At 58.9% G+C, this 18,816-nt stretch carries 18 protein-coding genes and 7 pseudogenes; 15 read left to right on the top strand and 10 right to left on the bottom strand.

Annotated elements, in window-relative coordinates; genetic code table 11:
• Positions 1-20 precede the first annotated feature (20 nt).
• From gsiB to ATN84_RS21170, 7 genes are all read left to right on the top strand, one after another.
• Entirely contained in the window at positions 21-1,574 is a 1,554-nt protein-coding gene (gene gsiB / locus ATN84_RS21200) for a glutathione ABC transporter substrate-binding protein GsiB (protein ID WP_068884505.1), read from the top strand.
• Positions 1,575-1,656: 82 nt separating this feature from the next.
• Positions 1,657-2,577: a glutathione ABC transporter permease GsiC gene (gene gsiC, locus ATN84_RS21195; protein ID WP_068884504.1), complete on the top strand. Its 921-nt coding sequence runs from the start codon at positions 1,657-1,659 to the stop codon at positions 2,575-2,577.
• A 7-nt stretch (positions 2,578-2,584) separates the two neighbouring features.
• Positions 2,585-3,484 carry a glutathione ABC transporter permease GsiD gene (gene gsiD, locus ATN84_RS21190; RefSeq protein WP_068884503.1) on the top strand — a complete coding sequence of 300 codons (900 nt, stop codon included), beginning with the start codon at positions 2,585-2,587 and terminating at the stop codon, positions 3,482-3,484.
• A gap of 9 nt (positions 3,485-3,493) precedes the next feature.
• The gene (locus ATN84_RS21185; RefSeq protein ID WP_068884502.1) at positions 3,494-4,561 is read left to right on the top strand and encodes a DmpA family aminopeptidase; all 1,068 of its coding nucleotides are present in this window, start codon (positions 3,494-3,496) and stop codon (positions 4,559-4,561) included.
• Positions 4,558-5,376 carry a M55 family metallopeptidase gene (locus ATN84_RS21180; protein WP_068884501.1) on the top strand — a complete coding sequence of 273 codons (819 nt, stop codon included), beginning with the start codon at positions 4,558-4,560 and terminating at the stop codon, positions 5,374-5,376. Before ATN84_RS21185 ends, ATN84_RS21180 begins: the two co-directional genes overlap by 4 nt.
• A gap of 116 nt (positions 5,377-5,492) precedes the next feature.
• Entirely contained in the window at positions 5,493-6,359 is an 867-nt protein-coding gene (locus tag ATN84_RS21175) for a D-amino-acid transaminase (protein WP_068884500.1), read from the top strand.
• A 269-nt stretch (positions 6,360-6,628) separates the two neighbouring features.
• A complete protein-coding gene (locus ATN84_RS21170; RefSeq protein ID WP_068884499.1) occupies positions 6,629-6,829 on the top strand; it encodes a cold-shock protein in 201 nt (66 codons plus the stop codon).
• A gap of 268 nt (positions 6,830-7,097) precedes the next feature.
• Here the strand turns inward: ATN84_RS21170 and ATN84_RS21165 are convergent.
• The 4 genes and pseudogenes from ATN84_RS21165 to ATN84_RS21150 form a co-directional block, all read right to left on the bottom strand.
• A pseudogene (locus ATN84_RS21165) lies at positions 7,098-7,484 on the bottom strand (hypothetical protein); the annotation flags it as partial.
• Positions 7,485-7,636: 152 nt separating this feature from the next.
• Positions 7,637-8,062 carry a type II toxin-antitoxin system VapC family toxin gene (locus ATN84_RS21160; RefSeq protein ID WP_068884497.1) on the bottom strand — a complete coding sequence of 142 codons (426 nt, stop codon included), beginning with the start codon at positions 8,060-8,062 and terminating at the stop codon, positions 7,637-7,639.
• Positions 8,062-8,316, bottom strand: coding sequence for a type II toxin-antitoxin system Phd/YefM family antitoxin (locus ATN84_RS21155; RefSeq protein ID WP_068884496.1), 255 nt, complete (start codon positions 8,314-8,316; stop codon positions 8,062-8,064). The genes ATN84_RS21160 and ATN84_RS21155 overlap by 1 nt, the downstream gene beginning before the upstream one ends.
• A gap of 35 nt (positions 8,317-8,351) precedes the next feature.
• The gene (locus ATN84_RS21150) at positions 8,352-9,698 is read right to left on the bottom strand and encodes a ParB/RepB/Spo0J family partition protein (protein WP_082766425.1); all 1,347 of its coding nucleotides are present in this window, start codon (positions 9,696-9,698) and stop codon (positions 8,352-8,354) included.
• Positions 9,699-10,275: 577 nt separating this feature from the next.
• Between ATN84_RS21150 and ATN84_RS21145 the strand changes: the two genes are divergently transcribed.
• Complete coding sequence (locus tag ATN84_RS21145) at positions 10,276-10,581, top strand: hypothetical protein (protein ID WP_068884494.1); 306 nt, start codon at positions 10,276-10,278, stop codon at positions 10,579-10,581.
• 117 nt (positions 10,582-10,698) lie between these two features.
• Positions 10,699-10,893 (top strand): annotated as a pseudogene (locus tag ATN84_RS26420) (IS5/IS1182 family transposase); the annotation flags it as partial.
• Between the two features lie 261 nt (positions 10,894-11,154).
• Here the strand turns inward: ATN84_RS26420 and ATN84_RS27885 are convergent.
• Both ATN84_RS27885 and ATN84_RS21140 read right to left on the bottom strand, forming a co-directional pair.
• Positions 11,155-11,682, bottom strand: a pseudogene (locus ATN84_RS27885) (RES family NAD+ phosphorylase).
• On the bottom strand, positions 11,679-12,068 hold the full coding sequence (locus tag ATN84_RS21140) for a hypothetical protein (RefSeq protein ID WP_068884493.1): 390 nt from the start codon (positions 12,066-12,068) through the stop codon (positions 11,679-11,681). Before ATN84_RS21140 ends, ATN84_RS27885 begins: the two are co-directional and overlap by 4 nt.
• Positions 12,069-12,757: 689 nt before the next feature.
• On the opposite strand from ATN84_RS21140, the pseudogene ATN84_RS27880 reads away from it, so the two are divergent.
• Together ATN84_RS27880 and ATN84_RS21130 are read left to right on the top strand one after the other, a co-directional pair.
• Positions 12,758-12,895, top strand: a pseudogene (locus ATN84_RS27880) (DNA-binding protein); the annotation flags it as partial.
• Positions 12,885-13,439: a PIN domain-containing protein gene (locus ATN84_RS21130; RefSeq protein WP_068884491.1), complete on the top strand. Its 555-nt coding sequence runs from the start codon at positions 12,885-12,887 to the stop codon at positions 13,437-13,439. The pseudogene ATN84_RS27880 and the gene ATN84_RS21130, both read left to right, overlap by 11 nt.
• Before the next feature lie 62 nt (positions 13,440-13,501).
• Here the strand turns inward: ATN84_RS21130 and ATN84_RS27875 are convergent.
• Positions 13,502-13,653: pseudogene (locus ATN84_RS27875) on the bottom strand (SMC-Scp complex subunit ScpB); the annotation flags it as partial.
• On the opposite strand from ATN84_RS27875, the pseudogene ATN84_RS21125 reads away from it, so the two are divergent.
• Positions 13,652-14,134 (top strand): annotated as a pseudogene (locus ATN84_RS21125) (type IV secretory system conjugative DNA transfer family protein); the annotation flags it as partial. The pseudogenes ATN84_RS27875 and ATN84_RS21125 overlap by 2 nt on opposite strands.
• On the opposite strand, the gene ATN84_RS28175 reads toward ATN84_RS21125, so the two are convergent.
• Positions 14,126-14,377 (bottom strand): Tn3 family transposase, encoded by a 252-nt coding sequence (locus ATN84_RS28175; protein WP_425287438.1) that lies wholly within the window; start codon positions 14,375-14,377, stop codon positions 14,126-14,128. The pseudogene ATN84_RS21125 and the gene ATN84_RS28175 overlap by 9 nt on opposite strands.
• Positions 14,378-14,618: 241 nt before the next feature.
• On the opposite strand from ATN84_RS28175, the gene ATN84_RS21120 reads away from it, so the two are divergent.
• The 3 genes from ATN84_RS21120 (at position 14,619) to ATN84_RS21110 (ending at position 17,248) form a co-directional block, all read left to right on the top strand.
• Entirely contained in the window at positions 14,619-15,302 is a 684-nt protein-coding gene (locus ATN84_RS21120; RefSeq protein ID WP_153020332.1) for a helix-turn-helix transcriptional regulator, read from the top strand.
• Between the two features lie 194 nt (positions 15,303-15,496).
• The gene (locus tag ATN84_RS21115; protein ID WP_068884488.1) at positions 15,497-16,120 is read left to right on the top strand and encodes a hypothetical protein; all 624 of its coding nucleotides are present in this window, start codon (positions 15,497-15,499) and stop codon (positions 16,118-16,120) included.
• Positions 16,121-16,573: 453 nt separating this feature from the next.
• Positions 16,574-17,248 carry a hypothetical protein gene (locus tag ATN84_RS21110; RefSeq protein WP_068884487.1) on the top strand — a complete coding sequence of 225 codons (675 nt, stop codon included), beginning with the start codon at positions 16,574-16,576 and terminating at the stop codon, positions 17,246-17,248.
• 52 nt (positions 17,249-17,300) lie between these two features.
• On the opposite strand, the gene ATN84_RS21105 is transcribed toward ATN84_RS21110, so the two are convergent.
• Both ATN84_RS21105 and ATN84_RS26395 read right to left on the bottom strand, forming a co-directional pair.
• On the bottom strand, positions 17,301-17,891 hold the full coding sequence (locus ATN84_RS21105) for a hypothetical protein (protein ID WP_244491160.1): 591 nt from the start codon (positions 17,889-17,891) through the stop codon (positions 17,301-17,303).
• A 49-nt stretch (positions 17,892-17,940) separates the two neighbouring features.
• Positions 17,941-18,695: pseudogene (locus ATN84_RS26395) on the bottom strand (IS5 family transposase).
• Between the last annotated feature and the right edge of the window lie 121 nt (positions 18,696-18,816).

Below are 18,816 nucleotides of genomic sequence, written 5' to 3'. Positions count from 1 at the left end.
ACAACAGAGGGAACAATGTTATGAAAACTCTGCTCCACCGAGGTCGACGATTGGCCTTGGGTCTTCTCGCCGTAATGGCGCTCGGCGCGACGCCGGCGCTCGCCGAGAAGGATCCGGTGCTGGCCATCTCCAACCCGCCCGAGACGCTCGATCCCTATAACACCAACACGACGCTGACGACCGCCGTCACCAAATCGTTCTACGAAGGCCTGTTCGGCTTCGACAAGGATCTGAAGGTGCAGCCGGTGCTGGCCGAGAGCTACACCGTCTCCGACGACGGCCTTGTCTACACCTTCAAGCTACGCGAAGGCGTCAAGTTCCACGACGGCACCGACTTCAATTCCGAAGCCGTCAAGGTGACGCTCGAGCGGGTGCTGAACCCGGACAACAAGCTGCTGCGCTACAACCAGTTCAACCGTATCGAAAAGGTGGAAGCGACAGCGCCCCATGAGGTGAAGATCACGCTGAAGGAGCCGTTCAGCGCCTTCATCAATTCGCTCGCCCACGCATCGGCCGCCATGCTCTCGCCGGCCGCGCTCGCCAAATACGGCAACAAGGACATCGCCCTCCATCCGGTCGGCACCGGCCCCTTCGTGTTCGAGGACTGGAAGCAGACTGACTACATCAAGGGCAGGAAGTTCGACGGCTATTGGAAGGCGGGTTATCCGAAGATCGATTCCATCACCTGGAAACCGGTGCCGGAGAATAACACCCGCGCCGCCATGCTGCAGACCGGCGAGGCGGACTTTGCCTTCACGCTTCCCTATGAGCAGGCGGCCGCGCTGGAGGCCAACGACAAGCTCAATGTGACAACCGCTCCGTCGATCATCCTGCGCTATGTCAGCTTCAACATGCTGCACAAGCCGTTCGATGACCTCCGGGTCCGCCAGGCCATCAACTACGCCATCAACAAGGAGGCACTCGCCAAGGTCGCCTTTAACGGCTTCGCTGCGCCGGCTCAGGGTATTGTGCCCGAAGGCGTGGCCTTTGCCTACAAGATGGACCCCTGGCCATACGATCCGGCCAAGGCGCGCGAACTGCTGAAGGAAGCAGGGTATCCTGATGGCTTCGAATCGACGCTTTGGAGCGGCTACACCACCACTACGGCGCAAAAGACGATTCAGTTCCTGCAGCAGCAGCTGGCCCAGGTCGGCATCAAGGTGCAGATCCAGGCGCTCGAACCCGGTCAGCGCACCGAGCTGGTGAACGCCTGGCCCGATCCCCAGACCGCCAAGGTGCGCATGTACTATATTGGCTGGTCGTCCTCGACGGGCGAAGCCGACTGGGCGCTGCGTCCGCTGCTCTCGACGGAAGCCTGGCCTCCCGGACTGAGCAACACCTCTTACTACAGCAACAAGACGGTGGACGAGCTTCTCGCGAAGGCCCTGCGCACGACCAAGGACGATGAGAAGACGGACCTCTACCGCCAGGCACAGGAACAGATCATGAAGGATGCGCCCTGGGCGCCGCTGGTGACCGAGAAGATCCTCTACGCCACCTCCCAGCGTCTCTCCGGCATCTATGTCCAGCCCGACGGCAACATCGACGCAAGCGAGATCGCCGTTTCCGAGTAAACGGCTTTCCGTCCCGGCGCGCATCACACCCCCGGATGCGCGCCGGGCTCCACCTTCATCCATCGCAGATCGGTCTTGAACCATGCTCTACTATTTTCTGAAACGGCTGACGGGCTTGCTTCCCACGCTGTTGATCGTTTCGGTACTCGTGTTCCTTTTCGTGCACATGCTGCCGGGCGATCCCGCGCGGCTTGCGGCGGGACAGGATGCCGACGAACAGACGGTAGCGCTGGTGCGCAGCGAACTGGGCCTGGACCGGCCACTGCCCGAACAGTTCGTCACCTATTTCGGCAATCTCATCCAGGGTGATTTCGGCACGTCGATCCGCACGCGCCGTCCGGTCTCAACCGAGATCACCGAACGCTTCATGCCGACGCTTCTTTTGACCATCACCAGCATGGTTTGGGCCGTCGCCTTCGGCATGGGTATCGGCATCGTTTCCGCCGTCTACCGCAATGAGTGGCCGGACCGGCTCGGCATGACGCTGGCTGTATCGGGCATTTCCTTCCCGGCCTTCGCGCTCGGAATGCTGCTGATGCAGGTTTTCTCGGTCCAGCTCGGCTGGCTGCCGACCGTCGGCGCCGACAGCTGGAGAAATTACATCCTGCCGTCGCTGACGCTCGGCGCTGCCGTGGCCGCCGTCATGGCGCGCTTCACGCGAGCCTCTTTCGTCGACGTGATCCAGGAGGATTTCGTGCGCACCGCGCGGGCCAAAGGGCTCAACGAACGTGTAGTGATCGCTAAACATTGTCTGCGCAATGCGCTGATCCCTGTCGTAACCATGATGGGCCTGCAGTTCGGCTTCCTCCTCGGCGGCTCGATCGTCGTGGAAGCGGTCTTCAACTGGCCGGGGCTCGGTCGCCTGCTGGTCGACGCCGTCAACCAGCGCGACTATCCCGTGATCCAGGCGCTGGTGCTCCTGTTCTCGCTGGAATTCATCCTGATCAACCTCGTCGTGGATGTGCTCTATGGCCTTATCAACCCAACCATCCGCTACAAGTGAGCTGACGATGACGCAAACCGTTCCGCTCGACCCCGGCACCGCCGCTGCTTCCGAGACCGTCCGCACGCCGTGGAGTGAATTCTGGCGCAAGTTCCGCAAGCAGCCGGTGGCGCTCACCGCGCTCGCCTTCGTGGCGCTCCTGATAGTCCTCGCCGTGCTGGCGCCCTGGATCGTCCCTTACGATGCGGAGAATTATTTCGATTACGACCAGCTCAATGCCGGCCCCTCCTGGTCGCACTGGCTGGGCGTCGATCCGCTCGGGCGCGATATCTTCAGTCGCATCCTGATGGGCGCGCGCATTTCGCTGGCGACCGGCATTCTCTCTGTAGCGCTCGGCGGCCTGGTAGGCACCGCGCTCGGCCTCCTCGCCGGCTATTACGAAGGCTGGTGGGACCGCATCGTCATGCGCATATCGGATGTGCTCTTCGCCTTCCCCGGCATCCTGCTGGCGATCGGCGTCGTCGCCATTCTCGGCAGTTCCATGATCAATGTAGTGGTCGCCGTGTCGGTCTTCTCCGTCCCTGCTTTCGCCCGCCTGGTGCGCGGCAATACGCTGGTGTTGAAGCACATGACCTATATCGAAGCGGTCAAAAGCATCGGCGCGTCCGACTGGACTATTCTGGTACGGCACATCCTGCCGGGCACGATCTCCTCCATCGTCGTCTATTTCACCATGCGGCTCGGCACCTCGATCATCACCGCCGCCAGCCTCTCCTTCCTCGGCATGGGCGCGCAGCCGCCGACGCCGGAATGGGGCGCGATGCTCAACGATGCGCGTGCCGACATGGTCAACGCGCCCCATGTGGCGCTGTTTCCGAGCCTCGCCATCTTCTTCACCGTGCTGGCGTTCAATCTTCTCGGCGATGGCCTGCGCGACGCGCTCGATCCGAAGATTGATCGCACCTAGGAGGCGGGAGTGAAACCCGATTCCATAGAGCCGCCTCACATCGGCGCGCTGAAAGCCGGCCCGCGCAACGCGATCAGCGATGTGGCTGATGTCACAGTCGGCCATGCAACCATTGCCGAAGGTCCTCTCCAGACTGGCGCGACGGTGGTGCGCCCGCATGGCGGCGATCCCTATCGCGACCGCGTTCCCGCCGCCGCCACGGTGCTGAACGGCTTCGGCAAGAGCATCGGCCTGATGCAGGTGGAGGAGCTTGGCGTACTGGAAACGCCGATCGCCCTGACCAACACCTTTTCCGTCGGAACGGTCGCGCAGGCGCAGATCCGCCAATGCGTGGCGGCCAATCCGCAATGCGGGCGGCGGCTGCCCACTGTCAATCCGCTCGTCTTCGAATGTAATGACGGCTATTTGAACGATATCCAGGCGATGGCGGTCAACGAGGAGCACTATCTCACGGCTTATGCCGTCGCGGGGCCGGATTTCATGCAAGGCGCTGTGGGCGCAGGGCGCGGCATGTCGAGCTTCGGTGTCAAGGGCGGCATCGGCAGCGCCTCGCGGCGGGTGCCCAGCGCCGATGGTGCGGAGTACACCGTCGGCGCGCTGGTTCTCTCGAATTTCGGAAGACCGCAGCAGTTGAGCCTTGCCGGCCGGGCCATCGGGCCGATGCTGGTCGAAAGGCTTGCCGCGACCGGCGAGCCGGAAAAGGGCTCCATTATCCTCGTCATCGCCACCGATGCGCCGCTCGACGCGCGGCAATTGCGCCGCCTTTCCTTGCGCGCCGGGGCGGGGCTGGCGCGCACCGGCTCGGTCTTCGGCCATGGCAGCGGTGACATCGCGCTCGCCTTTTCGACCGCCTATACGCTGCCGCTCGACCCGGCGCGTCCGATGCCAAATGTCGCGATGCTGCACGACGCGCTTATCGACCCGCTGTTCCAGGCGGTGGCGGACAGCGCCGAGCAGGCGATCATCCATTCGCTCTGGCACGCCGAAACGGTGACGGGGCGTGACGGGCATTGCCGCCGCGCGCTTCTCGACGTGATGGGCGGCCATATTGCCACGCTTATGGAGCAACCGCAGTGAAAATCCTCATCTCCACCGACATAGAGGGCGTTGCCGGCGTCTATCATCCGGAGCAGACCCGTCCCGGCAATGCCGAATATGAGCGCGCCCGCCTTCTGATGATCGCGGAGGCGAACGCCGCCATCGCGGGCGCCTTCAATGCCGGCGCGACGGAGGTTCTGGTCAACGATTCCCATGGGAATTTCCGCAACATGCCGCCCGATCTCCTCGATCCGCGCGCGCTCGCCGTGCAGGGCAAGCCGCGCTACCTGAGCATGATGTCCGGTGTCGAGCAGGGCGTGGACGCTGTTTGCCTGATCGGTTATCACTCGCGCGCGCATGGCCGCGGCATTCTCGCCCACACCATCAACAGCTTCGCCTTCGCCCGGATCGAGTTGAACGGGATGGAACTCGGCGAAGCCGGCATCTACGGCGCGCTCGCCGGAGAGTATGACGTGCCCGTAATCCTGGGAAGCGGCGACGATGTGTTCATTTCAGAAAACCGCGCGCTTTTCCCGAACACGGTCTTCGTCGAAACCAAGCGAGCCCATGGCTGCAACAGTGGAACGAGCCTTTCACCCGAGCGCGCGCGGACCGCGATCCGCGAAGGAATGAAGGACGCGGTGAGTCAGTTGGAAAAGGTGCAGCCTTTCAGGCTGACCGGCCCCATCGAGGCGCGCATCCGGGCACAGACGCCGGCGCTCGCCGATCTCTTCTGCCAGTGGCCCGATCTCGAGCGGCTCTCAGGCGACGAACTCGGTTTCCGTGCACCGACCGTCGAGGCTGCGGTGCGCATCATCAACTGCCTCTCCGCCATGTCCACCATGCTGCGCTAAAGCGTGATCCCGAACCGAAGGTCAGCGATAGCAAAAAGTTGCAGACTTCCGGACAAGATCATGCGGCTAAAGAACGAACCCGATTTGCCTCCCTCACGAACCAGAAAGACATCCCAATGCCAGCCGCATCTTCTCCCCGTATCGCCTATGTCAACGGCACGTTCCTTCCCCTTGAGGAGGCATCCATCCCGGTCATGGACCGGGGATTTCTCTTCGGCGACGGCATCTATGAGGTGACGGCACTGATCGAGGGTCGGCTGGCCGACAACGAGGCGCATCTGCAGCGGCTCGATCGCTCCTTGCGCGAAATCGGCATTCCCAACCCATATTCGCCGGCGAAATGGACGGCCATCCAGAATGAGCTGATAACACGCAACGGCCTCTTGGAAGGGCTGATCTATATCGAGGTCACGCGCGGCGTCTCCGAGCGCGATTTCCTCTCCCCCGCCGATCTGAAGCCGACGGTGGTGATGTTCACGCAAGCCAAACCAGTGCGCGCCAATGCCGCTCTGTCCAAAGGCGCCGATGTGATCACCGTGCCCGATCTGCGCTGGGCACGGCGCGACATCAAGTCGGTCTCGCTGCTGGCACAGGTGCTGGCGAAGCGGGCGGCGGCTGAAGCCAGCGCCAGCGAGGCCTGGATGATAGAAGACGGTGTTATCACCGAGGGCGCGTCCTCGACGGCCTTCATCGTCACGCAAGCCGATGAAATCGTCTCGCGCCCGCTTTCCCATGCGGTGCTGCCCGGCGTCACGCGCCGTGCCGTCCTGCGCCTCGTGGAGGAAAAGAACCTCACCTTCGTCGAACGCACCTTTACGGTGGAAGAAGCGCTACGCGCCCGCGAGGCCTTCTTCACCAGCGCCTCGACCATCGTCATGCCCGTTGTTTCCATCGACGGTCAGCCGATCGGCACCGGCAAGCCCGGCCCGCTCGCGCTTGAACTGCGCGAGCTCTACATCAAAACGCTGCTTGCAACCCGTTGAATTAATGCGGCACGTGACTTCCAACGGATGACCTCGATCTAAGCTCCCAATTGAGGATGCCAGAACTGATGATACGGTTGCCCCGGATGGTGGTGTCGTTCCAGCGCTTGCCGGTCGGGTTGGGGATGCCGTCACGGTCAACCGAAGCGGCAGTGACATCCAAGAACTACCGCTTGCTCGCCCGAGAGAAAAAGAAGGTATTGCCGCTATGGTCACACGCCTATAGGTTTCCAGCCCATCGTTCATCGCTGAATTCTGGAGATCACATCATGGCGAACGGCACGGTCAAATTCTTCAACAACGAGAAGGGGTTTGGTTTCATCACACCCGAAAATGGCGGAACGGATGTGTTCGTGCATATCTCCGCAGTTCAGGGCGGCGCATTGAGCGACGGACAGCGCGTCAGCTATGACCTGGGTCAAGATCGCAAGACCGGAAAATCCAAAGCGGAAAACGTCCGCGTGCTCTGATCAAAAATGCGAGCGCCAGGCCTACTCTGGCGCTCCTTCCTTCCCTATCATGTCCGGCGGGCGGACTTCCGCGTCAAACCGCGCAACTGGTACAGGTTGTCCTTTGTCCTCGGACAGTGGACATTGCCCCGGATTCGAATTGGCCTTCAGCCCAGCTCTGATGGTGGAATATCGCCTCCTCGGCCGAAGTCGACGAACGCTTCATGCAGAAGCACCTCGGCCATGCGAGCGCCGAGATGACCCGCAAATATCAGCGCCGGCGTGATCGCCTCCGCCTCATCGGGCCGGAAAGATAGGCGTCGGAGGTCTGCCATGCCCCGTCGGCCGGATCGCGAAAGATGGCCTCGCCGAGTTTGGCAATCACCGCCTCCGCGTCACGGTGCAGCAGCTCGACGATATGATCGACGTCAACGCGGCCGCGGTCGTTGAGAATGACGGCGAGCGCATCAGCGGCGCTGGTGATATCAGGCGGAGCCGGCGGCGAAATTACCCGTTCGGAAAAGATCGGGCCCGGCCGCGCCGTGTCGTTTTCGAGATCGTAGTCCTCGATCGACGCGACCAGCCAGCAATCGGGGTCATCGCGGAAGGGCTGGAGATTGGGCTGCCGATGAGTTTCGCGCACCTCGCCAGTCTCGGTATCTTCCGAGATCGAGACTATCGGAAAACCCTACAGAGCAATATCGGAGCGCGGGTTTCCTCCGCTTGGCTCATCGCTCGCCTGCAGCTCGCTCCGGCCGCGGCCGCACCGCCCGGCGGCGCTGCGGCTGGAAAACCGGTCGCGATGCAATCATATGGCGCAGACGATTTCTATGCCGGCATATCCCAGGGATTCACAAGCGCGACACCCATGCCCTCGAAATCCTTGATATTGCGCGTGACCAGCGTCATGCGACGGGTGAAGGCCGTCGCCGCAATAAAGGCGTCATTGATCGGTTTCGGATTGGGCACATGCCATTGGGCCGCCTGAACGGCCGCCGCCTCGTCCAGAGGCAGGATGCGGCCGGAAAACGCGGTGAGAACAGTATTTTCCAGCCAGTTGCGCAGCACCTTGCCGGCGGCTCTATCATTATGCTCCACCAGCCGGACGCCGATCTCCAGTTCATGCAGGATCACGGAAGAAATGAAGGTCTCGGCCGGATCGACGGTTTCATTCCAGACCACAACATTGGGATCAGCCTTGCCGCTCGCGACCTTGCGCAGTTCGGACACGACATTGGTATCGAGCAACAGCATCAGGACAGGTCGACCGGCTGGGTACGTTCCGTGCGCTCAGGGAGCGGCAAGTCAACGTCTTCCGCCCCCGGCGCTGCCAGCATGTCACCAAGCGTCCGCATTTTGCCTGTAAGCCGCTTGTACTCGTCGAACGACAAAAGGACATGCGCAGGCCGCCCCCTGTCGGTGATGATGACAGGCCCGTCTTTGGTGGCGCGCTTTGCGCGGCCAAGGTCGTGATTGAGCTCCCGGCCTGACAGCGTGGTGATGGTCATCGCGAGCCTCCAACATCGTGGTTACGTAACCACATTTAATCCGCATAAGCCGGAATTGCAAGATGCAGCCGCCCGCGTGGGTATCCGCCATAGCTGACGCGCAACAGCATCGCGTGGACGACAGCGGCAAGGGCCACATCGGGATTGTGCGCGAGTTCCACCCGCAAGGCTGCGGTTTTCTTGGCGGTCAGAACCTCGATCAGGGCCTGGGGATGGGTAAACTTCGGGCTACTTTTGCCGGCCTCGATGTTTCCCCCGCCGGCGGTAACGGTTTCGGCGCTGGCGTCGCTGCCTTCGGTTCCGTTCTCGTCGCTATCGCCTTCCGGTTCCCCGGCTTCGTCCTCTTCCCTGACGATGCCGATCGCGGCCTCCGCTTTGCCGGAGTGGTTGATGAACACAAGCACTCCGCTACGAGCCATATCGTCGGGCCGATAGACCTCCTGTTTCCCGGAAAGCTCGTCCAATCGCCTGTCGATTTCAGCGAGACGCTCACCGGCACTCTCGTCGGCGTCATCATCGCCGATCACTTCGGCCAGATCGTCGCGTTCGCTCACGAGCGCGTCGTGGTCGGCCTGATCCTCGGCGGAAAGCTCGACCTCCTGGGGGTAGATGCGCGGAATGTTGAAAATCCAATCCGGGCGCGCGAATGCCGTCTCCACCCATTTCCAGCCCTGCTCACGAAAGGGCGCGGCAACGTCGTCCAGCCGTTGCGAAGCGAGCCTGTCGAGCGATGCGACATCAAGCACATAACCGCCGCCCTGCTCATCGAAGAGATCGCGGCGCACGGCACCGCCTGCCTGTTCATAGGTGTCCAGCCCACCGATCAGCCTTACGCGCCGGTCCGTGCTGGCAATCTCGCCGGTCACGAGATTGGACTTGATCCGGTTGGCGTGACGGTTCCAACCCGGCATATTGTTCCAGACCTGTTCCTGTCGCTCATGGTCATCGCAAACCGTGAAGGCGGAAAGCTGGTCGAAGGTCATTGCCCCGTCACGGTGAAGCTCAAGTAGCTTGGGCGATACTTTCGCCAGCGCCAGACGGCGGCGCACGATGATTTCGGTGACGCTGAAATGGGCGGCAATGTCGGCTATGGACTTCCCCTCGTCCGCCATGACCGAGAAAGCCTTGAACTGGTCGACCGGGTGCATGTCCTCGCGAAAGATGTTTTCCGACGGGCTGGTTTCCGTTGCCTTCGCGCCATCGCGCACCTTGCATTCGACCGGATGGTTCTTGGCGATCTTGCCGTGCTCTACCAAGAGCAGCAGCGCCTTTCTCCGACGTTCGCCTGCGGTCACATAGTAGCGGCCGCGCTTCTCGCCAGCGCGCACGACGAGGTTTTGCAGAACCCCTTCCGCGTCGATATTGGCGGCGAGGTCGGCAATTTAGGCTGGATTGTATGTCTTGCGGACGTTCCTGGGGTCGGCGTCCAGCTTGTTCAATTCAATGATGACAGTGGTCGTCATGGCTTCAATCTCCTGATTTTCCCGTTTGGTCGGGACTTGAAAACCCGCTGTGGGCGAAGCCTTCTTCCTTTGATCCGAAGGACGTGCCCGCACGTCCTCAGGACGAAGGGAAGGGATAAGAACCGACGATTTGCTATTCCACCGCGATAAGGCTGTCCGGCAATTAATCGGAATCCTGTCCGACTTCATGTCGGAATGGTGTCCGGTAATTGATCGGAACCGCGTCCGGCTTCACGTCGGAATCCGCATTTCCACAATCCTTTGCAGTTGAAGGATATGAACCCACGACCCGCTTATTCATTATTTCCGCTCTGTGACAGATTATCAGCAAGGTGCAAACTTGGGTTGGCTGGCGTGACCGATTTGCGGCCGAAGACAGACAAGCACTCTTCCCTCAATAGCAGGTATTGCAGTGCTGAGCCTCCCCGCTGAGAGTAGGCGTTGACTGCTTACGCTTGCGAGGTGACACTCGCCATTCGTTAAGACGGAGGCAACAATGGAAGAGCCAGATCGCTGGAGACATATGCGATCCGCACCGAGGGACGGCAGTCGCATCCTCGTTACTATCCGTCCATCCGAACAGGGACCGGGAGCCGTTGATCTCGTGTACTGGTCAAGGGGTGATCGATTCGGTGGAGAAGCCTGGCGCTCTTCTGATTCCGTGCCGGGCCGGATTATCGCATACGCTGAACCGGAACTGAAATGCTGGATGCCCATGCCGGCAGCCAATCTCGATCAGTTGACCTTACCCTCCGCGTGGGAGGGCAAGGATGAAGAGGAACTCGACGGATCGGGAATTTAGATTTCACAAAGGCTGCAGGCATTGCCTGCAGCCGGATGGCCGACGTTGCCCTGGCTGCGGCGCGTCAATCGCGGTCATCCACACCGCTTGGACGAGCACCTACATGGGGCGATAAACGCCGATGGCCGGTTGAAGTGGCAAGTCGCTACAGGATATGGCAAGCGATCGCTGGTCGAGACCGCGATCGGTCGGTACAAATCGATCATCGGCCGCCGGCTGCGGGCACGCTCATTCGGCGCTCAGCAGACAGAGGTCGCCATCGGCTGCGCCGTTCTCAATCGAATGCTGGAATATGCACGCCCGAATTCTGTTCCTACAGACAAGCTACAGAGTAGCAAAGGCATCAAAGACAGAGATCCGCTTACACTGCGATCGCTGCACCAACGCCGGGTGTCGGTTGTAATCATTGGGACGGAAGCCGGATGGGTGCATATCCGAGTGAAGGATTCAGGCTACGAGGGATGGGTGAATCCTCGGTATCTGATACCAAACTGATGGCTCCGCGATCTCCGTCATTGACCGGCTCTGCTGGAGCGGATCCCCGCGACACGGCAGTCTGTTGAAAATGTGCTGCTACCGCAGCCAAGACGATTGATCGCGCGGCAACCGGTTATCTGGATCGTGAACATATACTTCATCGCCCGCAACGAGGTTGGCAGTGAAAATCACCAGATTGGTTCCGCCAGCGTGGCGTAGCGACGGGAAGAGAAGTCCGCGAAAGCCGGCTGAGATAACCTCGTCGGCCAGCTTCCAGGAGGGAGGCACTTTCTTGTCGATGCGGGCGATCTTCCGCCATGCGCAGTGCCACTGAGCCCAAGCCGCATCCCAATAAAGCGGATCGAAGCCCTCCGACAGGTCAGCAACCTCGCTTAGCGTGATCTTGTAGGCGGCAAGCGTAGCCGGCGGCGTGATGCTGGCACCCTGCCGATATTCCTAAAGTGCGGTCTGGGGCGCCACGGAAAGATAAAGAGCCTCCACGCCGGGACGATTGAAACGGCCGCCATCGACGGCAGCGCCAGCTCCACTGATAGGAAGAAATGCCCATTTCGGTGTCAGATAACGGTGAAAAACCTCGTGTGGACCGATGCGAGTGATCTTCACCCGCGCGCTCCATTCTCCAAGTCCCGGATATACGCAAGGACAGCCTCGATCTCACCATCGGCAACGAGCTCTGCGGCCGTGCGATGACCATAATCGGCAATCGGTTCGTTCCGATACCAATAGATTGCCTTCTGAAGATCGCCCGTCAGTTCGGCCACTGCAGAGATGGCCTTTATCATTTCCCGCATCCTGCCCTGCAGCCGTTCTGAAGAGGGATTGCGCAGAGTGTTGCGATGAACGCCGGTCAATTCTGCAAGATTCGCGACTTTAACGCCGAGCGCCTTCGAGAGGCGGGACGGCGAGATATAGGGCGTGCGCGGTTCCTGAAGGCTATCGACAAAGCCGGAAACAACTGCGTAGGAATGTGCTACCTGAGCCTGCGCCATAACTAATCTCCACTCATCTAAAAGCACAATATATGCACATTTTTGCGCACATCAAGACCCTTTGAGGATTGCGTGCCTCCCTCTCTACGCTACCGATGCCTTTCCATAGCCACATCGCACATGTAGTAGCATTGCGGCTCCCCAAATTCGCAATCAACTACCGCCGACGTCGTGGCGCCTCCGTAACCACGCGGTTGGTACTATTTGCTGGATGGCGCGGTGATGGCCTAAGACTGTCCTTAACGTCGTCGCTAGCTAGCGACGGGTCTTAGGCAAGGTCTGCGGTGCATGGGCAGGAACGAAAGAGGCAATCTCCCAATCAAGCCCGAATGCGAAGGGTGCCAAGTTTCCGCCGGAGCCTTCTTTCCATAGCACGATGCATGTTCATGTCGTAATTGGCTGTTCCCCCGGCCTGTCCGCTAGCTTCGCCGGTGGAACATTTTGGAGCCGCGCCCAGAAAATGAGGAGGACCGCCATTTCTGGATGATTGCTCCTGCAAAGGGGTGGTCCTTATCCCTTGAATATATCTCAGTAGTCGCCTCACATAGGTCGGCGGCAATGCGGGACAATGATGAATTCAGACTGATGGGCCAGAATTGCCTTCCATTCAGGGGATCGATGAACGAACCATCGCCCTGTCTCGCAAGTAGCCATGAAGTACCAAACCGATCTTCGTAGAAGTATCGTGTTTCGCCGCCGTCGGCAAACACCGCCGCGCCTTGCTGAAGGACGTGCTCGCACTGAAATCCAAGCTCGACACCCATCAGGCCGCGATGGAAGCGCTTACTGAGGACACAGAGGTCCTCATCCAGACACATGGCCTCTAAACCGTCCGTCTATCCCTTCCATCCGCGCAACGTCCTGATCCAGTGCGCCTTCGACGGCCTCGTCGAGGCGCGCTGGACCGACGACATCCATGATGAGTGGATGCGCAATCTTGCCGCCAACACGACTGGCTTGCCAATAGAACGCCTTGAGGCCACGCGTGACAGGATGAAGGCTGTCTTACCGGAAGCGGAGGTGGCGGATTATCGTCCGTTGGTCGCCGATCTCAAACTACCGGATTCTGACGATCGGCATGTGCTCGCAGCCGCCATCGCCGGGAAAGCTTCAGTCATCGTCACCTGGAACCTCAAGGATTTTCCAGCACGAGATCTCATGCCTTACGGCGTAACCAGCCAGTCGCCGGATGATTTCCTGATCGATCTCCATGCGGCGTTTCCCGGCGCACTGGTCTCGAGCGTCAAACGTGCGCGACACAATCTTCGCAAGACGATGCCATCGGTTGAGGCGTTCGTGGACGCACTTCAGCAAGGCGGGTTGAAGAAGTTTTCAGACGTGCTTCACCGGAACATCGCCGGGCTGAAGTGATCGGACGAGGCCCACACAGAGCGCGACAACCCAAATACCCTCGCAAACCCTTGGCAGCAACCTTATTCCTCCTCGCTCTCCGCCTCGGCTGAAAGCGGCACCTCTTGCACGCAGCTCTGCTCAGCAATCCCGCATCCTCCAGCGCCTCGATGTCCGGCAAACCCCGCAGGGTTTCCATGCCGAACGCCGACAGGAAGTGCTTGGGCGTCACATATCTGCGCATCCTTGAAACCGCTCGCGACGCCGGCCAGAAATACGGCATCGCGCTCACCATGATCTTCCAGCCGATCGGCCAGATGCGCGAAGCCTATGGCGGTCGTGACGCGACGAGCAAATGGCTCGAATCCGCATCGTGGATCTCGTTTGCCGCGATCAACGATCCGGACACGGCCGATTACATTTCGAAGCGCTGCGGCGACACCACGGTCGAGGTGGATCAGACGAACCATCCCACGGGGATGAAAGAATTATCACGATCGCGATCGAGGCAGCTCAGCCGTCGGCCGCTGATCATGCCGCATGAGGTGCTGCGCATGCGCAGCGATGAACAGATCGTCTTCACCGCTGGCAATCCGCCGCTCAGATGCGGACGCGCCATTTGGTTCCGGCGCGCGGACATGAAGGCCTGCGTCGGGACCAACCGTTTTCATAAAGGCGGGGCGCCACCCGATCAGGTGCAACGAGCGTCACCGTAGCGGCGAAGGCGTTTCCGGCGATCGCCTGGCCCTGGCAAAAGATCGGAGACGACTGAGGTGGTGTCCTTCACCCAGCTCAACAGTGTTTTGTCGTCGAAAATCTCGCCGGAGCGGACGACAGCGCGGCGCAGGAGGTAGCCTGTGGCGGCTTTCGCCGCGGTTGAGTTGGATAAGGATGCGCCGGCGACAGTGCTCGTCGTCGATGAAGCGCAGCAGAGAAAGCGTCTTGATAAGGCCTCCCAATTCCTGGAGCGCACGGGCCAGTGCATCGAGACGATCCTATGATTGCCGAGAAGATGAATCCCGCAAAATTTAAGATGCTAGGCGCAAAAGAATCTAACCTCTCAGGCAACTACCTTAACCCTAAGTTGCTCTATAGAAAACCTGCACTCGGCATGGGAATTTGTAGATATTGGGGGGCGTTGTTCGTCATATCGCTTTCTTTCGCACGACGACCCATCGCGGGCTAGAAACCTTTCAACTCATGGTCCAGTCAGAGGATATGGGTCTCGATGAGCTACTACGTCATAATATCCGTAGCACGACAAAGCTCGATATTGTTGAGACCAAGCCTGACAGCGAGGTAGCGGACAAGCAGATCGTCATTTTCGACTGCCGACGCCACTTTCCCGATCTCAACAACGCTCACCTTCCGCAATTCAGCGCTGCCTATTCCAACATCGCGCTCATTGAGCCTGAGCCCAGTAATCGGCACGACGCATTCATGATTGGATTTGCGGACTACTTAAGCTGGCCAGTTTTAGCATCGGAACTGTATGCGCGCATTTTGGCACAATGTCGGGCCCAGTCGCTTAAAGACCCACAATATCGGTACTCGCGTGTCGCCTTGGTAGAGAGATGCTGTGCCTACATGGTCGGCAATATTGCTGAAGATACTTCAGTACGGGCGCTGGCGCAGATGTTTAACACCAATCACAACACACTGAACGCGATGTTCAAACGGGAAATGGGCCTGCCGCCCTCGGCGTGGCAACGGAAGGTGCGCCTGGAGGGCGCTGCGCGTCAATTGAGACTAACAAATACACCCGTCAGCGTGATCGCAGCAGATTTCGGCTATGATTTGCCTAGCAACTTCGCGACGGCTTTCCGGCGACATTTCGGCATGACACCCCATCATTACAGAAAGACTGAACCTCGCAGAAGTTAATGTGAATGGCGCAGAAGAACATAAATGTTCATCCGAGTACCATGTACTCGAGGTTGTCTTTCTGAAAGCGCAAATCCATACATTGCATGAGATCACAAATGTAATTGGCCGGAATCTTGACGAAAAGCCTCATCGAACCAAACCCGATCAACACGCAGGGGTGCCGCCGTTGGGTGCCCGTAGAGGAACGTAAAATGCCAAGCTACGAACTAAACATCACGTTTGACGCAGCCGGACTAAGTGCACTTAGTGCCTCGGGCCAAAGCGTTTCTATTGTCAAGCAGTCCGCAGGTGGCAAGCCTACCGCATGGATCACCTTTACACCACAAATGGCCAACAGCATCACATGGACGGAACAATATTCTGTCTATTCCTCCACAACCAACGCCCAGTCAGGAGCAGTGATTGTGACCAGCTCAGAAGCCACTGCAATTGGCGGCAGCAGCTACACCCTCAACACTGCCGGTTATTTCGACGCGGGTGCTTCTGGGGTCGTTGGCCCAACCCAGTATCAGATCGTCAATAACGATCCGAGTCTTATTATCAGTGGGACGGCAATGGTCACAGCCGGTTTGGTTCAAGGGGCCAGCGTTAACGGCACGACGGTTTCCGCCCCCATATGCGCCGCTGGCGTGCTGTATAATCAGACGGCATTGTTCACCCCGATCGAAACTATCCAGGTGTTTACGTCAAGCTATTCTAACAACGGCATCGTCATTTCGCAGGTCTCCGGCAACGCTTTGACCGTACAGTATACGACGAATACGACTGCCGGCATCACGTATAACGATCAGCAGAACCAATTTATCCTGAGCTAGCAACGAATCTGCGTCGTTCAGTAAATCATATCTCCTGAATGACGCAGATGTTTCTTTTTGCAAAACTCCATCGAGAAAGTACATCCAATGCCAAATCAAGTAATCCCACGCGGGCATACTGCTAATCTTGGTGCAAACACCGTGACAAACAACCTCACCGTAGTTGGTGTGGCCACGCCCTACACCATTTCGATCAATGGCGGAGCAGCCGTTGCGCATGTGGCGGCAATAGGCGTTGCTGATGTCTATCCCATCAACGGCCAGAGTGTGTCAGTAACAAACACTACGGCCACGCCCGGCCCGGACAATTTGACGATAAGCTGGTAGCAGCCACGCTTGCATAGAAAAATCGTTTGTCCGGAATGACCGGTTTGGCATTTCGGGCAAACGCATTCACCACCGGAAAATGCCCCCGAAACCTCGACTTCCAACGCTTCGTCCCGGATAGCGACTATGACTGACTTTTCCCTCGAAATCCAAATTGACCAGGCGGGGTCTCAAACCATATCGAATACTGGAATGTCCGTGGCGCTTTTGCAGCCTCAAGATTCGGCGGATTACCAAATTGTGGCGCTTTTAACCTCAGCAGTGGGCACTATCTACATAAGCTGGACCGATTCCATATCGGTCTATACATCGTCATATGGCTTACAAGCCTATGAAATTTTGCAGATCAACTCTCAGGCGCCGGCATTATCCGGACAGACATTTACCTTTGATGGCAGTATTATCAATCAAACCGGTACAACCAGCCTACCTGATACCATTCAGCTTACCAACAGCTCCGACAGCACCATCACCTCAGGATTAGCCAGAGGATTCAACATCAACGGACAATTGCAACCTCTTGCAATCACAACCGCTTCCTCGGTGTTGAATAATGGTCAAGGCAGCTTTCAAATCAACAATGAAATCATGTTGACTTTACTAGGTGGTGTCCAGCTCGGCATGGCAATTCCAAGCCAAATCATCCCCGATTTCCAGTCACAAAGTCAGCACGAGCGCAGCACATCCCAAATCACAGCCCAACCGCCGCTCATCCTCGATTTCAACACGGGCAGCGTCACGCAGCTCGTACACTTCGATGATCAGAACAATATGTTCGTAGTCGGCAGCCTGCCATCTTAACGTAAGCATTCGATCGAGGAGCCGTTGAGATTTTGGGCGAAGCACAAGAGGTTCATCTGGCTGGCCAAGAGGGTTGACCCTGCCATTTGGCTTCGAGCAGATAGATTTCACTGCCAAGCTGGAAACTGCCGTCGATCTGCTCGCCGCGGAGGCGGAAGGGTTCTTGGGCGGCTAGCCCAAAAGCGTCGAAGAGGTCCTTGAGAAAGCCTTCGAAAGCGTAACCCCGCGCTTGTGGGGTAAGCTCGGTGATTTGCAGGAGATTCGACTTGGCCTTCTCAACCCTCTTACGATCGATGGCGGTAGCCGTGGCACCGGGCGCAGTTGGTTGCGGAGCGGAATTGCCCGAAAGTCGATTAATCAGCCCCTGGTAGCGGGTTTCGGCATTGACGATCGGGGCCTTGCTGGCGGTGCGCGCGAGATATTCCGAACGATGTTCCCAAAGCGCCGCGAGGGTACGAACGGCGGTGGCATCATCGCAATGCTGCAGGAAATAGCGAAGTCGCTTTCCCTTCGACCCTCCGTTCACGGCATACCTTGGGTCGTCGATGTTAACCTTGAGCTCTGAGGCGAAGAAGTCGGAAAAGCTCTTGTCAGAAAAGTCCAGCACGAAGCCCTGCCCCCCGGACGAAATCGACGAGATCATCCACGAGACGCAGATCGATGGACCGTATCGAGCTAGGCTGAATCGACATTCATCGCATCCATAACATAGCTGCGGCGAGATGGATGAAGGCGAGGAAATGGACGGCGCGACGATCGAAGCGTGTGGCGAAGCGTCTGAAGTGCTTGAGCTTGTTGAAGCAGCGTTCGATGCGGTTGCGGGTCTTGTAGAGGATGGTGTCGTGCGGGATCGGTACTTTGCGGGATCGTTTGGAAGGGATGACGGCAAGCATGTCTGCCTCGGCGATGATGCGGCGCAAGTTGTTGCTGTCGTAAGCTTTGTCGGCGATCACGGCAGTGCCCTTCATGCCGTTGAGCAACGCCGGGGCAGTGACGATGTCATGCGCTTGCCCGCCGGTGAGGATGAAGCGCAGTGGCCGGCCGAGCGCATCGGCGAGCATGTGGATCTTGGTGGTCAGTCCTCCTCGGGAACGCCCCAGAGCCTGGTTCTGGTCCCCCCTTTTCCGGTCGCTGCCTGCTGGTGGGCGCGAACCAGGGTGGTGTCGAGCATGAGATATTTGTTGTTGGGATCGTCGATGAGGGCTTTGAAGACCCGCTCCCACACGCCTTTGTTGGCCCAGCGCGAGAAGCGGATATGGACGCTTTTCCACTTGCCATACCGCACCGGCAGATTGTGCCAGTGGGCGCCGGAGCGCAGCACCCACAGGACACCGTTGACGAACAAGCGGTTGTCGGCGGCAGTGCGGCCCGGATCGCCCGCCTTACCCGGCAACAGCGCAGCGATGCGCTCCCACTGGGCGTTCGTCAGTTCGTACCGTTTGGCCATTCGTCGCGCTCCGAATCAGAACCTTCGGAACGCAATGAATCAACGCCAAACCGCGTTGAGAACCCTGAATGTAGATTGGACCTAATCTCCTGCGGCAATGCTCGCAAAAATAACAAAGCGA

The sequence above is a fragment of the Paramesorhizobium deserti genome, from assembly GCF_001558695.1.
Lineage (GTDB): Bacteria > Pseudomonadota > Alphaproteobacteria > Rhizobiales > Rhizobiaceae > Paramesorhizobium > Paramesorhizobium deserti.
The sequence above is the reverse complement of the archived record's forward strand: the minus strand, read 5'-3'. Positions and strand labels throughout refer to the sequence as shown.

Excerpts from the sequence above, each read along its gene's own strand:
- gsiB (WP_068884505.1), top strand. The coding sequence starts at position 21 with ATGAAAACTCTGCTCCACCGAGGTCGACGATTGGCCTTGGGTCTTCTC.
- gsiC (WP_068884504.1), top strand. The coding sequence starts at position 1,657 with ATGCTCTACTATTTTCTGAAACGGCTGACGGGCTTGCTTCCCACGCTG.
- gsiD (WP_068884503.1), top strand. The coding sequence starts at position 2,585 with ATGACGCAAACCGTTCCGCTCGACCCCGGCACCGCCGCTGCTTCCGAG.
- ATN84_RS21175 (WP_068884500.1), top strand. The coding sequence starts at position 5,493 with ATGCCAGCCGCATCTTCTCCCCGTATCGCCTATGTCAACGGCACGTTC.
- ATN84_RS21170 (WP_068884499.1), top strand. The coding sequence starts at position 6,629 with ATGGCGAACGGCACGGTCAAATTCTTCAACAACGAGAAGGGGTTTGGT.
- ATN84_RS21160 (WP_068884497.1), bottom strand. The coding sequence starts at position 8,062 with ATGCTGTTGCTCGATACCAATGTCGTGTCCGAACTGCGCAAGGTCGCG.
- ATN84_RS21155 (WP_068884496.1), bottom strand. The coding sequence starts at position 8,316 with ATGACCATCACCACGCTGTCAGGCCGGGAGCTCAATCACGACCTTGGC.
- ATN84_RS21145 (WP_068884494.1), top strand. The coding sequence starts at position 10,276 with ATGGAAGAGCCAGATCGCTGGAGACATATGCGATCCGCACCGAGGGAC.
- ATN84_RS21140 (WP_068884493.1), bottom strand. The coding sequence starts at position 12,068 with ATGGCGCAGGCTCAGGTAGCACATTCCTACGCAGTTGTTTCCGGCTTT.
- ATN84_RS21130 (WP_068884491.1), top strand. The coding sequence starts at position 12,885 with ATGGCCTCTAAACCGTCCGTCTATCCCTTCCATCCGCGCAACGTCCTG.
- ATN84_RS21120 (WP_153020332.1), top strand. The coding sequence starts at position 14,619 with ATGGTCCAGTCAGAGGATATGGGTCTCGATGAGCTACTACGTCATAAT.
- ATN84_RS21115 (WP_068884488.1), top strand. The coding sequence starts at position 15,497 with ATGCCAAGCTACGAACTAAACATCACGTTTGACGCAGCCGGACTAAGT.
- ATN84_RS21110 (WP_068884487.1), top strand. The coding sequence starts at position 16,574 with ATGACTGACTTTTCCCTCGAAATCCAAATTGACCAGGCGGGGTCTCAA.
- ATN84_RS21105 (WP_244491160.1), bottom strand. The coding sequence starts at position 17,891 with ATGATCTCGTCGATTTCGTCCGGGGGGCAGGGCTTCGTGCTGGACTTT.